The organism is Planktotalea sp. (assembly GCF_039984035.1).
GTDB lineage: Bacteria > Pseudomonadota > Alphaproteobacteria > Rhodobacterales > Rhodobacteraceae > Planktotalea.
Genome location: NZ_JBDWVM010000393.1, coordinates 1 through 15,196 on the forward strand (window position 1 = coordinate 1; position 15,196 = coordinate 15,196).

General features: G+C 53.1%; 17 protein-coding genes. 5 read left to right on the forward strand and 12 right to left on the reverse strand.

Annotated features, from left to right (window positions below; translation table 11 throughout):
- Together ABJQ89_RS17335 and ABJQ89_RS17340 are read right to left on the reverse strand one after the other, a co-directional pair.
- Positions 1 to 905: TldD/PmbA family protein (locus tag ABJQ89_RS17335; protein WP_348497409.1), on the reverse strand; the 905-nt coding region annotated here is incomplete at its 3' end.
- A 113-nt stretch (positions 906 to 1,018) separates the two neighbouring features.
- Entirely contained in the window at positions 1,019 to 2,539 is a 1,521-nt protein-coding gene (locus tag ABJQ89_RS17340; protein WP_348497410.1) for a DUF2125 domain-containing protein, read from the reverse strand.
- 120 nt (positions 2,540 to 2,659) lie between these two features.
- Between ABJQ89_RS17340 and ABJQ89_RS17345 the strand changes: the two genes are divergently transcribed.
- Together ABJQ89_RS17345 and ABJQ89_RS17350 are read left to right on the forward strand one after the other, a co-directional pair.
- Entirely contained in the window at positions 2,660 to 3,412 is a 753-nt protein-coding gene (locus ABJQ89_RS17345) for an SDR family oxidoreductase (protein WP_348497411.1), read from the forward strand.
- Positions 3,409 to 4,020, forward strand: coding sequence for an enoyl-CoA hydratase/isomerase family protein (locus tag ABJQ89_RS17350; RefSeq protein ID WP_348497412.1), 612 nt, complete (start codon positions 3,409 to 3,411; stop codon positions 4,018 to 4,020). Before ABJQ89_RS17345 ends, ABJQ89_RS17350 begins: the two co-directional genes overlap by 4 nt.
- Here the strand turns inward: ABJQ89_RS17350 and ABJQ89_RS17355 are convergent.
- From ABJQ89_RS17355 to ABJQ89_RS17395, 9 genes are read right to left on the reverse strand one after another with little or no spacing between them, the layout of a single operon-like run.
- Positions 4,017 to 4,538, reverse strand: coding sequence for a flagellar basal body-associated protein FliL (locus ABJQ89_RS17355; RefSeq protein ID WP_348497413.1), 522 nt, complete (start codon positions 4,536 to 4,538; stop codon positions 4,017 to 4,019). The genes ABJQ89_RS17350 and ABJQ89_RS17355 overlap by 4 nt on opposite strands.
- Before the next feature lie 11 nt (positions 4,539 to 4,549).
- Positions 4,550 to 5,278 carry a flagellar basal body L-ring protein FlgH gene (gene flgH / locus ABJQ89_RS17360; protein WP_348497414.1) on the reverse strand — a complete coding sequence of 243 codons (729 nt, stop codon included), beginning with the start codon at positions 5,276 to 5,278 and terminating at the stop codon, positions 4,550 to 4,552.
- Positions 5,279 to 5,293: 15 nt separating this feature from the next.
- A complete protein-coding gene (flgA, locus tag ABJQ89_RS17365; RefSeq protein ID WP_348497415.1) occupies positions 5,294 to 5,713 on the reverse strand; it encodes a flagellar basal body P-ring formation chaperone FlgA in 420 nt (139 codons plus the stop codon).
- Positions 5,713 to 6,498 carry a flagellar basal-body rod protein FlgG gene (flgG, locus tag ABJQ89_RS17370; RefSeq protein WP_348497416.1) on the reverse strand — a complete coding sequence of 262 codons (786 nt, stop codon included), beginning with the start codon at positions 6,496 to 6,498 and terminating at the stop codon, positions 5,713 to 5,715. Before flgG ends, flgA begins: the two co-directional genes overlap by 1 nt.
- A gap of 20 nt (positions 6,499 to 6,518) precedes the next feature.
- Positions 6,519 to 7,232 carry a flagellar hook-basal body complex protein gene (locus ABJQ89_RS17375; protein ID WP_348497417.1) on the reverse strand — a complete coding sequence of 238 codons (714 nt, stop codon included), beginning with the start codon at positions 7,230 to 7,232 and terminating at the stop codon, positions 6,519 to 6,521.
- Positions 7,233 to 7,239: 7 nt separating this feature from the next.
- Positions 7,240 to 7,506, reverse strand: coding sequence for a flagellar biosynthetic protein FliQ (locus ABJQ89_RS17380; RefSeq protein ID WP_348497418.1), 267 nt, complete (start codon positions 7,504 to 7,506; stop codon positions 7,240 to 7,242).
- A gap of 3 nt (positions 7,507 to 7,509) precedes the next feature.
- Positions 7,510 to 7,803 (reverse strand): flagellar hook-basal body complex protein FliE, encoded by a 294-nt coding sequence (gene fliE, locus ABJQ89_RS17385; RefSeq protein ID WP_348497419.1) that lies wholly within the window; start codon positions 7,801 to 7,803, stop codon positions 7,510 to 7,512.
- Positions 7,804 to 7,833: 30 nt separating this feature from the next.
- Positions 7,834 to 8,214 carry a flagellar basal body rod protein FlgC gene (flgC, locus tag ABJQ89_RS17390; RefSeq protein ID WP_348497420.1) on the reverse strand — a complete coding sequence of 127 codons (381 nt, stop codon included), beginning with the start codon at positions 8,212 to 8,214 and terminating at the stop codon, positions 7,834 to 7,836.
- Positions 8,215 to 8,241: 27 nt separating this feature from the next.
- Complete coding sequence (locus tag ABJQ89_RS17395) at positions 8,242 to 8,643, reverse strand: FlgB family protein (RefSeq protein WP_348497421.1); 402 nt, start codon at positions 8,641 to 8,643, stop codon at positions 8,242 to 8,244.
- Positions 8,644 to 8,738: 95 nt separating this feature from the next.
- On the opposite strand from ABJQ89_RS17395, the gene ABJQ89_RS17400 reads away from it, so the two are divergent.
- Entirely contained in the window at positions 8,739 to 10,088 is a 1,350-nt protein-coding gene (locus ABJQ89_RS17400; protein WP_348497422.1) for a FliI/YscN family ATPase, read from the forward strand.
- 51 nt (positions 10,089 to 10,139) lie between these two features.
- Positions 10,140 to 13,118, forward strand: coding sequence for a calcium-binding protein (locus tag ABJQ89_RS17405; protein ID WP_348497423.1), 2,979 nt, complete (start codon positions 10,140 to 10,142; stop codon positions 13,116 to 13,118).
- Here ABJQ89_RS17405 and epsE read toward each other — a convergent pair.
- A complete protein-coding gene (gene epsE / locus ABJQ89_RS17410; RefSeq protein ID WP_348497424.1) occupies positions 13,115 to 14,329 on the reverse strand; it encodes an exopolysaccharide biosynthesis GT4 family glycosyltransferase EpsE in 1,215 nt (404 codons plus the stop codon). The two genes, ABJQ89_RS17405 and epsE, sit on opposite strands and share 4 nt — an antisense overlap.
- A 146-nt stretch (positions 14,330 to 14,475) precedes the next feature.
- Between epsE and ABJQ89_RS17415 the strand changes: the two genes are divergently transcribed.
- Positions 14,476 to 15,196 (forward strand): glycosyltransferase (locus tag ABJQ89_RS17415; RefSeq protein WP_348497425.1); only part of this gene is annotated, 721 nt, incomplete at its 3' end.

Sequence of the window (15,196 nt, forward strand, 5' to 3'; positions counted from 1 at the left end):
GCAAGACCCTCGGCATCGAAGTAGCGAGACCCAGGAACGCGCTTGCGATGAGGGTCTTCAATCAGACTCAGATGTTCGGGCAAGATTTGGGTGCCAAGAGCATCGCGCAACCAAGAAGAGCCTCGCGCAATCGAAGCGCCATTTATTGCGCTCAGCAAGTGACCGACAATTGTTGATGAAATGCGTTCATCGAACAGTACGGGATAGCTACCAGTTGGCGGTTTGCGCGCGCCCATACGTTCGAGCGCGCGATCTGCGGCGCAAGCACCAATATCTGCGGCTGCGCGTAAATCTGACTGGAAAATACGACTGTCTCCGTCGTAATCGCGTTCCATTTCTGCACCAGTGCCACCAATCGCGACGCAAGAAATTGCGCGATCTGTACGTTTGTAGCCGCCGGAAAACCCATTGCTCGCGGCGAGATGCACTTCGCGTGCGCTATACCCACCACTGGCTGACTGAACTTGTGAAATGCCCGCTTTAGACATGGCTGCGGCTTCTGCGGCCATTGCATCCTCTTGCAGTGCCGCAGGATCGGGTTCGTCGCTAGGATCGCTGAGCTCTAAGCCGGCCGCGTTGTTAACATCGGCGAGCATGTCTGCATCCGCTAATCCCGCGTAGATATCTTCTGGTGCTTCACGCGCCATAGCAATCGCGCGTTCGCACATCGCGTCAATGGTTTGTTGCGACGTGTTGGAGGAGGAGACGCACGCCTGACGATTGCCCGCAAATACGCGAAGGCCAATATCGATCCCTTCGGACCTTTCAGCCTGTTCCAAAACCCCATTACGCACATCGATAGAAAGCGCAGTTCCCTTGACCGCCATAGCATCGACAGCGTCTGCGCCAGCCTTCTTGGCAGCCAAAATCAGCGCATGGGTCAATTCTTCTAGGTTTTGAGACATTTGAGCTCCGCAATCATGTTGCAATGGAGGTAGACCGCTGGGGCGCTCGATACAAGGTCGCACAAAAAAGGCCGCGGGTTAATCGCGGCCTTTTTGCTAAATTTTGTAGCGTTTTATTGGATGCGCTGACCATTGGCGAGAATATGACCCGCTTCATTGATCTCAATCTTGGAGGTCAGGCTATCTTCGCCTTCTCCCGGACGGGCAAACAGACCCATCATCATGCGCGCGCCCATGGCTTGTTCCTGTGGCAAAAGACCCATTTCAACCAGTTTATCCATCAGACCGTTTCCACCTTGTAGGGCCAAATCGATACCACCTGTTGGTTTCGGCAAGCCGTTGAAAGATATTAGATCGGTATTGTCGAATGTGAAATCACCGGTTCCGCTCAGCTTCGCGCCAGCAATGGAGACAAGCAAGTTGTTCAATGTAACCGCATTTAGTTCGGCTGGTTGTTCATTGCTTTCGGCTGCATTCATCAGCTGATCTTCGTCGAGTAGATCAAAAAGTAACTTCACTTTGCCTGTTAGATCAAACGCAATTGTTGCGGGATCACGAGGAAGAACCTGCCCTGCATCAAAGATAGACCAAAGCAGTTCGGAGGTTTCAAAATCACCAAATGTTAGTCCAAGAGCGAAATCAGTTGGTTCATCCGTCTTGGAAATTGGCAGCAAAAGGTTGAACGCGACTTCACCCAGCTTGGCAGAAACAGGGAAGGGAATACCGCCGCCCGCAAAGTCCAAGGTCGTCCCTTTGCTGCCACCAGAATATTCAATTCCGTCTTTGCCCATGCGCACGTTGATTGAGGCGGACTCAGCACCGGTGGAGCCGCTTATTGTTTCGCCGCCATCTGTCGCGGTGAATTCAGTTTTGGAATTCGTGTAGCCGACAATACCATCCAATTTGAACCCGTTGTTCAACGTTTCCGCCATCTTATTGGGGTCCATTGCATCCGGTATTGCGATGTCACCGCTGGAGGTGATGGTTGCGAGAGTGCCAGAGATTGTGCCCGTCTCATTCCCTTCCGGAGATCTGAAACTTACGGTGTAAGAACTTTCACCCAAGCTCATAGACTGGGTACTGGTGCGTAGTGTGCCTGGCACCATGATAGACTGGCCGCTCAATTCTTTAGACGTGAAAGATGCTTTTATAGCGTCCGCAGGTAGTGTCTCGCCGTCGACAATCACTTCTTTCAGCGCAAAACCGATTTGGTCAGCGGTGTAATCGTAGGTGATTTTTGATGGATCACCGCTTGCGCGCATAACCATGTTTTGCATCGAATACTCAACGGATCCTTTGACAATTTCGCCCTCTGGTCCTTGTCCAGCGAAGGTCATCGGCATGACGTTCGGGAAGACCATAGTGACGCTGCCATCACCGTTTTCAACAAAGTCGATGGAGTCGACGGTCATCGCAAAACTGCCTGCATCTTCAGGCATTGGCATAGTCATTGTGAGGCCAGAAACCGTGAGAGTATCGCCTGTCATGACCTCACTTGCGTCGACAGAATAGCTAAAGGCAGACATGTAAGATTTCCAATCACTCCAGATGTCTTTTGCGGTGACATCGGCTGTGGCGGTGCTTGCCAAAAATACAAGCGAAGTTGTGCTGAAAATTGTTGTCCGAAGAGACATAGGATTTTTCCTCATTCAAATAATTCAGCTTGCAGCTTCGGCTGCGCTAGGTGCAACGTCAAGTCGAAGTGCTCGCCTCTGGAGGCGAGTAGGACTTTCCAGTTGTTTTTGGAGTGAAAAATGCAAGATATGACAGGAAACGTGGCGCTGATTACCGGTGCGAGCCGTGGTATTGGAGCCGCGACTGCGCGGCTTTTTGCCGAACGCGGAGCGAAGGTTGCCCTTGTTGCGCGTAGCAGCGGTGAGATTTCAGCGCTTGCCGCCGAAATTGGGGAAAGTGCAATAGCGATCCCTTGTGACGTGAGTAGCTATAACGAAATGGCGGCTGCTCTCGCTCAAACCAAAGAGCACTTTGGCGCCGTCGATACCCTAATCAACAACGCAGGTGTGATTGAACCGATCTCACATATCGCTGATGCCGATCCTGCCGGATGGGCGAAGGCGATCGAAATTAACCTAACGGGTGTTTTCTACGGAATGCGCGCTGCATTGCCCGAGATGATCAAAGCGGGCAAAGGCAATATTATTACCGTAAGTTCGGGTGCAGCACATAACCCTATTGAAGCATGGTCGCACTATTGTAGTTCCAAAGCGGGTGCCGCGATGCTGACCCGAAACGCGCATCTTGAGTATGGAGCGAAGGGCATTCGCGTCATGGGGCTGTCCCCTGGAACAGTGGCCACGCAGATGCAACGCGAAATCAAATCCTCGGGCATAAACCCCGTAAGTCAATTGGATTGGGATGTTCATATTCCAGCAGAGTGGCCTGCGCGCGCTTTGGCTTGGATGTGTGGCAGCGATGCAGATGATTGGCTTGGAGAAGAAATTTCACTCCGCGACCAAACCATACTCGACCGGGTCGGTCTGTCATGATCGAAACTAGCGATCTTGACGGCGTACTCACTGTTACGATCAATCGGCCAGAAAAAGCAAATTCGCTGACGGGTGATATGCTGCAAGCGCTCACCGATATTGCGCGCGACGCATCTGGCGCACGCGCGCTCATTCTGACAGGTAAGGGCAAAGTGTTCAGCGCCGGCGCTGATCTGGAAGAGGCCGCCGCCGGTTTAGCTGTGTCGACAATCTGGGAAGATCTATCTGGCGCAATTGCAGCCTTGCCCTGCATGACGATTGCAGCCTTGAATGGAACGCTTGCGGGCGGCGCTACGGGCATGGCGCTCGCTTGTGATCTGCGCCTATCGGTGCCTTCTGCACGGTTCTTTTATCCCGTCATGAAACTAGGCTTTTTACCGCAACCGTCTGATCCAAAGCGCATGAGCGCCTTGATCGGGCCAGCGCGTACCAAGTTGATATTGATGGGGGGGCAGAAGATTTCCGCCCAGGACGCTCTCACATTTGGTCTGATCGATCGGATTTGCGAACCCGACACTCTTCTTTCGGACGCGCATTCCATTATAGCGGATAGCGCGGTTGCAGAACCTGACTTGCGTGTGCAAATCAAAGCCATGTGCGAAGCCTAGTTATCTTGGCGGGCAATATCGGTCACGAGCACGTCGTTTACGATGCCACCTAGCACATCAACGGCGCTCTCCTTTAGCGAGCGCCGCATACGGATGAGGTTCTCTGTCGTGGCAAATGCTCCGTCAAAACCACCGAGGCTGGCATGATCAAAGAGATCTTGTAAGAACGTATCGCGCAGTTTCGGTTCGACCGCGAAAACCTGCTCTGTTGTACCTGCTTCGACTTCAAGGCTTAGCGCAACAATTGCGACGGATTTCACTACATCGCCTTTGATGACTGGGATGATGAACTGGTTATGTAGCTTTACATAGTCAAAGCTAATGTTCTCATCCTTAACAGACGTTATCTCCGCGCTCATTGACTGAGTTTTTTCGCTCGCGTGGGCATTGGGATCATCCCCGCAAGGGCCCATTTCTGCGAGCTCTACTTCCGCTTCTGGCTTGAACATCAATCCTGCAGCTACGCCCGCTCCTGCGAAGACGAGGATGAGAACAATTGCCATTAATTTCTTAATCATGGTGGCCTCTCTTAGAAGGGCAGAACAGCTTCGAGAATTTGTCGTCCATATCGCGGTTGTTGGACGTCTGTGATTTGGCCGCGCCCGCCATAGGAAATGCGTGCAGACGCGATCTTATCATAGGTGATTTCGTTCTGACGCGAGATATCTTCGGGGCGCACAAAGCCGTTAACCAACAGCTCCCTAATCTCGAAATTGACGCGTACTTCTTGAGAGCCTTCAATCGCGAGAACCCCGTTTGGCAGGACCTGAACGATCGTGGCGGCAACGCGCAGCGTGAGCTTTTCTTTGCGCTTTACAGAGCCATCACCGCTGGATTCACTGGCACTGCTCAGATCAATGGCGCGATCTAGACTGGCTTCATCGGGCCACTTTTTATTGACCCGTTGCGGAACACCTAAGAAATCCGGAATGCTTACGCTGTCTGATCCATCCCGAGATCGCGATGTGCTGTTGGAAATCTCTGCTTTGTCATCGATTTCAATAACGACGGTCATGATATCGCCCCTCTGCAGGGCGCGACGATCCCCAAGCAAAGATTTGCGATCACGGCGCCAAAGCGAGGAATCATCGAGCAAGGTGCGACGCTCGACTTGATCCGGCAGGCCCGGATAGATCATGGCCGAATGTTCGCGCGTCTCTACGGCTGGGGTAAATGCGGGCGGCTTTCCGATTTCGTTGTAACTGCTGCAGGCTGTCAATCCGCCGGTCGATAGAAGAGCAAAGATAAAAGTGCGCATAAAAGTGAGCGTTCCTTATTTGGTTACAAGAACGGTGCCATCGCGTTGAATGGTGCCGAAAATTGACGTCTTGGAGGCGAGGTTCATCACGCGGATGCGCTGCCCTTCTGCGCCGCGCCCCAATGCGCGACCTTCGGTGGTCATGGAGAGAACACCTGTTGTGTAGACAAGCTCGACAATTTGATTGCGCTCGACACTCGGTGCAGGAGCCACTTGCTCCTTGAGGATGGCACGCCCGGCAAAAAGTGCCACTTGCGCCTCTTTACCGACGACGAGTTCTTTTTCGCTAAACCCATCACCGGCATTGCCGCGAATGACGATCACATCTTTATCGAGCAAAATTTCTCCCGGCCGCACATTACGTGTCACGATAGCCATGTCTGCGACAGCCGGCAGTGCGTGAAGAATACAAAGCAGAGAGAGAATACTACGCATCAGCGGATCTGTGTCGCAGCACCGAGCATTTGATCTGCGGCGGTGATAACCTTTGCGTTGAGCTCATAACCTCGCTGCGCTTCGATCAGCTCCGTTACCTCGCGCACCGCATCGACGGAACTGTCCTCAAGATATCCTTGCCGCAAGGTGCCCAGACCGTCGGTGCCCGGTGTCGCTACGTTCGATGGTCCCGATGCCTCGGTCTCTAGGAAGAGGTTATTGCCGATCGCTTCAAGTCCCTTTGCATTTGTAAAACCTGCCAAGGTGATCTCGCCCAAGGATTGCGCCTCGGCGGTTTCATCGAAATAGGCAAAAACTTCGCCGTCTCCGTTTATCGAGATGCTTTTCGCCTCGGGCGGGATGACGATTTCGGGCACTACAGGGTAGCCGTCATTGGTCACGATTAACCCTTCGGCATCGCGTTTCAAACCGCCATCGCGTGTGTAGGCAGATGCGCCGGATGGAAGCGTAACTTCGAAATATCCTTGACCGTCGATGGCAATATCAAGGTCGCTGTTCGTCGCGGATAGCGATCCTTGGGAGAGATAGACCGAAACGGAGGAGGGCCGCACGCCAAGGCCAAGCTGCACGCCGGTTGGTAGTACGGTTCCGTCGGCTGCATTGATTGTGCCCGCGCGTGACATCTGTTGGTAATGCAAATCAGCGAATTCCGCCCGCCTTGCGTTATAGCCTGTCGTACTCATATTCGCGAGGTTGTTTGAAATGACTTCGACACGCATCTGCTGCGCGCTCATGCCGGTGGCTGCGATCTTTAGTGCTCTCATGGGTGCCTCTTTTTTCTGCTTTATTTGATGATGTTGCGCACTGCGTTGCGTAGACGTTCGTTTTCGGAATCAGCAAAGCTTTGGCCCATTTCATAGGCGCGCTGAACTTCGATCATGCGGGCGATTTGCCCCATGGAATTTACGTTGGAGCCTTCAAGGAAACCTTGCTGCACGCGGCCATCCAGATTGGGCTCAATCGCCCCGTCCGCACGAAAGTGCACGCCGTCTTCGCGGATGATTTGCGTGCCTGTGCTGGGCTTAACAACGCCGATTTGGCCTAAAATATTCCCGTCTGCGCTCATGGTGCCATCGTTGGCGATGGTGATCTTTCCCGCTGTTGCAGGCACAAACAATGGCGCGCCACCTGCATCCAAAACCGCATGCCCGTCAGGCGTCACCAAATCGCCAGCAGCATTCGGCATAAAATGTCCTGCCCTGCTTAGTCGCTCTCCTTCGGGTGTTCTGATCAGGAAAAACCCCTCACCATCAATGGCCACATCTAAGGGGCCGCCTGTTTGGGTTAAGGTACCTGATTGCAGAGACGTCGCTCTTGCGCGCGCAGTTGCCATCGACAAAGAGGGGGCATCGTTGACGTGCTGTATGACCTCGGAAAAAACCAACCCTTCCTGGCGATACCCCGTGGTGTTCGCGTTTGCGATATTGTTGGCAATAACGCTCATTTCGCGCATCAGGCCTGATTGTCTGGTTAACGTTGTGTAGCTTGCGTTTTCCATTTGGGGGTCAACCTCCGATAATTTGGGGAACGATGGAGCCTTGGAAATAAGTGACCAAAGTTTGCGTCATGAAATTCATGGTCATCCAGAACACGACAACAATTGCCCCGAGCTTGGGAACAAAGGTGAGCGTCATCTCTTGGACGGAGGTTAACGCCTGCAAAAGGCCGATGGTCACGCCAGCGATCAACGCAGCGCTGAGCACAGGAACAGACATGATAACCGCCACCCAAAGCCCGTGTTGTAACGTGTCAAAGAAAACCGCTTCATTCATGCGTCAAACCGGCATTCGCAGGATTTCTTGATAGGCTTCGACGACCTTGTTGCGGACGGTCACAGCGGCCTCAACGGCAAGCTCTGTCTGCGCGAGCGCTTGAACCAAAGCGTGCGGATCTGCGTCGCCGGTCATCGCAGCTTTGGCGATGCTTTCGCTTTCTGCTAAGGTTGTAGAGAAGTCTTTCAGGGTATTGGAAAAACTTTCTCCGACGTTGGGTTGAGCAATCTCTGACGGTTCAGTGACTGGCTTTGAAGCCGCGTAGCCCTGACTGGCAAAAAGGGATTTAACGTCCATAGTATTTCTCCTTTCGTGGAAGGTTGTGGATTAGCGGCGCAAGAGGTCCATCAAACTGCTGGACATTTGCCGCGTTTGATCGAGCATCTTGAGATTGGCTTCGTAACTGCGCTGCGCCTCTCGCGCGTCGGCAATTTCAATGATCAAATCGACGTTTGATCCGTCATAATTGCCGGCATCATCCGCGAGAGGATGAGAGGGATCGTAAATTTCACGCAGCTCTGAGGGGTCAAGTGACAAGCGCCCGAGTGATACCTCGCCGGTCTCGCGAGAAAGATCGAAACTCACGATTTTCCGTTGATAGCCTGGGGTGTCCGCGTTCGCGATATTTTCCGAAACATGCCGCAGCCGAGCAGATTGCGCCTTGAGACCGCTGCTCGAGATAGAAAGTGCCTGTGAAAAGTCAGTCATACTGTTGGTCCTTTCGCCAAGAGCTGGTTAATTGCGGCCAATCGAGGCGCGAATGATGTTCAAAGAAGAGCGGTAAATTGCGAGCGCACGATCGTGCTGCCGCTTGGCTACAACACCGCGCAAAATTTCGTCTTCTATCGAAACGGAATTGCCGTTGGGGTCGCTGTAGGTGTGCTCATCTTCGATGATTTGTGCTTGGCCCAGAATTGGACCATCGATGTCCATTCCGTTCATGTGACTATCTCGCGTAGCCTTTTGAACCGTGCCTGTGTTCGTTGTTCGAACCGTTTCCTCGAAGGGCGTAAGATCTTTAGCCTTGTAGCCAGGGGTATCTGCGTTCGCCATGTTTTGCGCGGCAACGACTTGCAGCTTTCCAGCGTGGGTCGCCAGCGAATGGGCCATTTGGAAAATGCCTAGTTTTTGAAACATGTTGCTCTGCTCCGTCGAAAAATCTGTCTCGCTTCAACCAAGGCTTAACCCTGATTCCTTTAGAAAAAGTTTTCATGAGATTTGAGGAGAGTTTGATGACAACGCGAGTGCTTGAAGGTTTGCTAAGAGAAATTCGCCGTATTCACGCGGCGCGTTCCTTTGGGCGTGTGGTCCATGTGGGGGGCGGAGTGCTCCACGTCGATGGCTTGGCGCGCATTGCGCAGGTCGGTGATCTGATCGATATCTTCGCTAGCTCAGGTGCGCGGCTTGGCGGGGAAGTCCTAAGTCTTTCAAAAGACGTTACTATTATCCTCGCTGATGCGCCTCTTGAAGGTGTGGCCATAGGGGATGAAGTGATGCTCTCAGGGCCCCTCAAACTCGCTCCGAGTGATGCTTGGATTGGACGCGTTGTTGATGCCTCTGGCGCGCCGATGGATGGGCGCTTTTTACCGCGCGGACCTGTCGAGCGGTCTGTCCAAGGGCATGTGCCAAATCCAGCGGGCAGACGACGATTGGGCGCGCGTCTTGAAACGTCGATGGGTGTGTTTAACACCTTGTTACCTATCGTTCAGGGCCAACGCTTGGGTTTGTTCTCAGGTTCGGGCGTTGGAAAATCCACTCTTTTGGCACATTTTGCATCTCATATGCAGGCGGATGTCATCGTCATTGCGTTGATCGGTGAACGCGGGCGTGAGTTGCGAGAATTTATTGAAAATACCCTCGGGCCAGAAGGCATGGCGCGTAGCGTGATTGTAACAGCTACATCTGATCAAAGCCCGCTTTTACGCCGCCGCTGCGCCTTAACTGCGATGAGCATTGCTGAACATTTCCGCGACCAAGGTAAGCATGTTTTGCTTCTCGCGGATTCGGTGACACGTTTTGCTGAGGCGCACCGCGAAATAGCTGTCGCGAGCGGTGAAGCGGCAAGTTTGCGTGGTTTTCCGGCCTCGACGTCGCATATGATCATGTCGCTTTGTGAGCGCGCTGGGCCAGGGCCAGAAGGGACGGGGGACATTACCGCCATCTTTTCGGTTCTTGTGGCTGGCTCAGATATGGAAGAGCCAATCGCAGACATTGTGCGAGGTGTACTAGACGGCCATGTCATTCTGGATCGCAACATCGCAGAACGCGGGCGATATCCAGCGATTGACGTTGTGCGGTCCGTCTCACGTAGTCTTCCCCAAGCTGCGAGCGAAAAGGAAAATAATTTGATCATCGCCGCCCGGCGGCTTTTGGGCAGCTATGATGAAAATGCCCTGATGATCCGTGCAGGGCTTTATAGCGCGGGAAGCGATCCGATCCTTGATACTGCAGTGATGGCCTTTCCAGAGCTTGATCGCTTTATCGCAACGCAAGAACGGCTTGGGACACGCAACAGTTTTAAACGATTGGAACTTTTGCTGCGTAAGGCTGGCGCGCTCGATGCGAGTATTCCCCTAGTATAAGTGGTCCAGCGGTCTATATTCCCAAAAAAAGATCGGCAGGAGTGCGAAGCGATGGCGTTTAGTTTGGGAAGAGGGCTGCTGGCCTTTGCGATGAGCGTTGCCAGTTTGGTGGCTTTGCCTGCGATTGCACAGGAGAAAACCGAACGCGCCTATGTGTTTGGCAATTCTTTGATACATCATCTCAGCGATAGCGACGAAACGACGGTGCCCCATTGGATGGCGTTGATCGCCAAAGAAGCTGGTCATGAGTTTGCGCTCAGTGGGCAATGGGGATTCCTGCGTGATTTCATGCGGACACAACCGCCGCAGCCGAATTGGTCGTTTAAGAGCGTGAAAGACGCATGGAATAGTGAGCGACGATCATTTGGCGATGCTGATCTGACTAATGTGTGGATGGTTGCCGCAAACTTCATTCAGTACCAAACGCCCGATGCGCCATTTGATGGTGAGAATGCTGAAAACCTCTCACCAATTGAAGCAGCGAACGCTGTGGTAGATTGGACCAGTGCTGCCGATCCGAACATTGGCTTTTACATTTACGAAGGCTGGCCCGAAATGGCGGGCGTTGCGGGGCGCTTCCCGCCGAATTCAGATCGACTGGCAGCTTATCATGGCTATGCCGTGGGCGATTACGCCGAATGGTATGATGCGTTTACAGCAGCGGTCGCAGCCAATGTACCGGATCGGTCCGTTTCGCTCATTCCCGTTTCGCGCATCTTATCATCCGTCATGTTGGAAACAGCGCTGAGCGAGCTGCCCGCGGAAACGTTTTATGTCGATGATGCACCGCATGGGACAGCGTCGTTGTATTTGATGGCGGCAATGGTTGCTTACAACATCGTCTATAATGAACCCTTGCCTGATGCATTCCGCCCACCCAGTAGTGTTGCGCCAGAATTGCGCGCGACCTTTCCAATGGTGCGCGATGCGATCTGGGAGCGTGTTGTCGCATTCAACGCAATCGAGCAAACTGCGCTTCAACCCAGCCCAGAGAGCAGTGAGACAACACCAAGTGTTGCGCCTGTGACTGATACACCCAAAAGCGAGGTCGCAGCGGTTGAGTATCAAGAACCAGTTTCCGATCCCTCCTTGGCCATGGGCCTCAACGGAATTGCGGATTGGTCTGTGCAGCATCCGTTCCTTGATCTGATGAAAACGGCCCGTCCGTGGGTTGGTCATAAAGATGATCAATGGGGGGCCTTTGATTCTGCTTCGATCGAATCGGGCGGATATCTGGATGAAAATGGGTGGCCGCTGCGTCTGCCTGAGGGCGCTCATGCGCTTGAGACCTTTGTTCTCACCGATCAACCGGCTGAGGCGACGTCGCTCATCGGGCGTTACGTGCTGACCTACGAGGGTCAGGGCAAGCTGAATGTGGGCGGCATAGCGAAGAACGTGCGCCAAAATAGGAATGAAGTCCGCTTTGACTATGCGCCTGCCGAAGGTCTCGTCGCGATTGCGATTAAAGAAACCAATGCGGATGACCATATCCGAAACATCAAACTTTACCGCGAAAGCGATGCTGATTTGATAGCAGCGGGCGTCACGTTTAATCCCGCGTGGATTGCTCGGATCGAAAATCTACGCTCATTGCGCTTTATGGACTGGATGTCGACCAACGGATCAACCTCAACCACATGGGACAAACGCGCATCGTTGTCGGACTATTCTTACATTCGCCGCGGGGTGCCTGCGGAAACGATGATCGAGTTGGCCAATCTTGTTGGCGTTGATCCATGGTTCAACATGCCCCACTTGGCGGATGATACTTACTTCCGCGAGTTTGCTGAGTTGACGAAAAGCACCCTGCGCAAAGATTTGCGTGCCTATGTCGAATATTCAAACGAGGTGTGGAATTTCATCTTTCCGCAGGCAGTTTATGCACGTGAGCAGGCGCAAGAACGTTGGGGTCGCAAGGCTGGGGATGATGCTTGGATGCAATTCTACGGCATGCGATCAGCGCAAATGGCACAAATCTGGGCTGAGGTTTTTGGCGAATTTTCATCTGATCGTCTCGCGACAGTTATTGGTACGCACACGGGTTGGTTAGGTCTGGAAGAAGCTTCGCTCAATGCGCCGCTTTGGGTCGATGAAGACCCAGACAAAAACTGGCCGCCCTACGTTTACTTCACCGACTATGCCATTACCGGATATTTTGGGTACGAAATGGGCAGCGATGAACAGGCTCCCACTGTTCTTGAGTGGCTCGACGAGAGCGCGCGCATTGCGGCCAATGATGGCGCAACCAAAGGTTTAACCGGTGACGCGCTTGAGACCTATATCGCCGAGCACAAATTTGATGGGGCAAACAATCGTGTCGAACAAGCGCTTCGGCAAGGATCAGTGAAAGAATTGACTGAAGAGATTTTCGTGCGACAGGCCCAAGTTGCCGAAGATCACGGCTTGCGTCTGGTCATGTACGAGGGTGGCACCCATGTCGCTGTCAGCGGAGAATGGTCCAATAATGAGGCCTTGATCGAGTTCTTTAAGGCGTTCAATTACACGCCACAAATGGCTGGTCTCTATGCCGATATCCTAACCGCTTGGAAAGCAGCGAACGGCACGTTGTTCAATGCTTTCGTCGATGTCGCGAAACCAAGCCAATACGGCAGCTGGGGAAGTTTGCGCCATTTGCAAGACGAAAACCCGCGTTGGGATGCGTTGATGACGTTCAATGCGAGCACACCTGCTTGGTGGGAAGAACGTTTGCCTAACGCCTTTGAAGGTGGCCGGATACTTGTTGGTGACGCTGGAGAGAATGAAATTATCGGCACGCGGCAAGCAGACATTTTGCTGGGTCAAGACGGGGATGATGTCCTGTACCCGATGGGTGGCAAGGACAAGTTGAACGGCGGCGGCGGCTTTGATGCGGCGCTTTTGCCGGGGGGGCCGTCATCCTATTCGTTCTCGCGTTTGCCCAATGGCATTCGTGTCAAAAGCAATTTTGTCGATGTCGAACTGATCGACGTTGAAATGCTGTGGTTCGAAGCGGACGAAGATCTTGCGTTGATGGTGGAAGACCTGCGTTAGGAGCGGGTCGCGTTTATTCCATCGATCAGGGTTTCAGCGCCGAGCGCCGCGTGAAAATTTGCTACGATATGCGCGCGCCCATCGACGCTAAGACGGTTTAGTTCACTGGGTTGTTGACTAAGTTCTAGGATCATTTGAGCGAGCTCTTCAGGTGCTTTTGGTTCAACTAGTATAGCCGTTTCACCACTCGTTATCATTTCTGGAACGCCGCCTGAATTGGTGCCGATCGTCGGCACCCCGCAACTCATCGCTTCCATATAGGCAACGCCTAGGGGCTCATGCCAAGAGGCGAGCACGAACATATGAGCTTCCAGCAATTTCGCCTTTACCGCATCGGCGTCAATCGCACCAAGTAAGCGCACATGATCCGCAAGGCCAAGATCGATAATGCGCTGTTCAAGCACGCGGCGATAGCCCGATCCTCCGGCATCATCTTCCCCCGCGATTTCAAACAGAACATCGATGCCTTGCTGCACCAAAAGATGCACAGCCTCCATGGCATTCTGATGCCCTTTCACTACATTCAGTCTCGCGCAGCTGAAGATCTTTAGGGTGTCGTCGGCCTTAGGAGGTACATACGCAGTTTTGCGTTTCAACACATTGGTATCAACGCCCATGGGCCGGATGTAGACATGTTCTGGAAAAGCGTCGCCAAGTTCGGACTTTGCTTCGGCTTCCAATTTGCGCGTGATGATCGTGGCAAAACTAGCATCGCGCCATTTCAACGGCTGGCCGCGTCCATAATCGGACATTGGCCCATGAAGCGTCACGCTGAATGTCGGCCCTCCCATATGTTTGCAGATGGCTGCGATGAGCGCTGCGCGCGCGCAGGAATGGACATGGATGTGATCAAGAGAATGCGCTCGCGCATAGTTCAGTAAACGCACAGCTGCAGGCAGGCATATGGCGATATCTCGGGCAACAGAAGAGCCGTCGATATGCATCTGCCTGACAATTTGCATCCATGGCTGTTTCAGCGCCGCACGGAGCAGATCGAAAGGATTCTTTGACGCTAAATAGGTCGTGCGCGCTATCGCCTCAGCCGACCAATCATGCGCGATCAACCCTTTGGGTGGCGGCTGAGTGCTTAATAAATGAACATCAACACCGCGTTTTTCCAATTCCGCGATTTCGCGCCAGAAAAATATGTGCGTTTGCCCCGGAAATTGCGGCACAAGATAGCCCAGACGGAGATCAGTGTCGGTATGCATAGAACAGCGCCTCGGCAACATATTTTCAACAAATTGAACCGTTAGAGGTATCAGAGTATGAAGTGGTCCAGTAAACAAGGGCCTTTGTAACCGAATGATATTTAAGTGTGTACCCAATTTGATCTGCGCGTTCGGAGCTTAAGACCGTGACCCTCGCATTAACCTTAATTTTGCCTGCGAATAACGAAGCGGCGCACATTGCGCCGTGTTTGGAGGCTGTTCTCGCCTCTGAACCGCTTGTGCATGATGCTGGTGTTCAGATCATTGTCGTGCCCAATGGGTGCACCGATGAAACTGCATCGATCGCGCGCGGGTTTTTGGAGCAGGCAAAAGCGCGTGGTTGGCAGTTGGACGTGATCGAACTGGAACAAGGCAGCAAGCTGGCTGCGTTGAATGCGGGCGATGCTGCGAGCAAGGCGTCAATTGTTGCGTATCTTGATGTGGACGTCGTGGTGGGGCGACATTTGTTGCGACAAACTGCAGAGGCGTTGAGCGTTCAAGATGCGAGATATGCGACAGGCAGCGTTTGTCTTTCGAAGACCCGAAATCTCGTGACCCGTGCCTATGGCACCTTCTATTTGCAGACCCCGTTTATGAAGCAAAACGCACCCGGATGCGGCTTTTTTGCGATGAATAGACAAGGGCGCGCGCGCTGGGCGACATGGCCTGCAATCATTTCCGATGACACATTTGCGCGTCTGAATTTTGCCCCGGACGAGCGCGTTCAAGTGCCTGCCCCTTATGAATGGCCCTTGGTCGAAGGATTGCGAAATTTGATCCGTGTGCGACGACGTCAGAATACGGGTGTAGATGAAATGGAGCTAAAATTCCCTGAATTGCTGGTGAATGAGGCCAAAACAGCCTTTG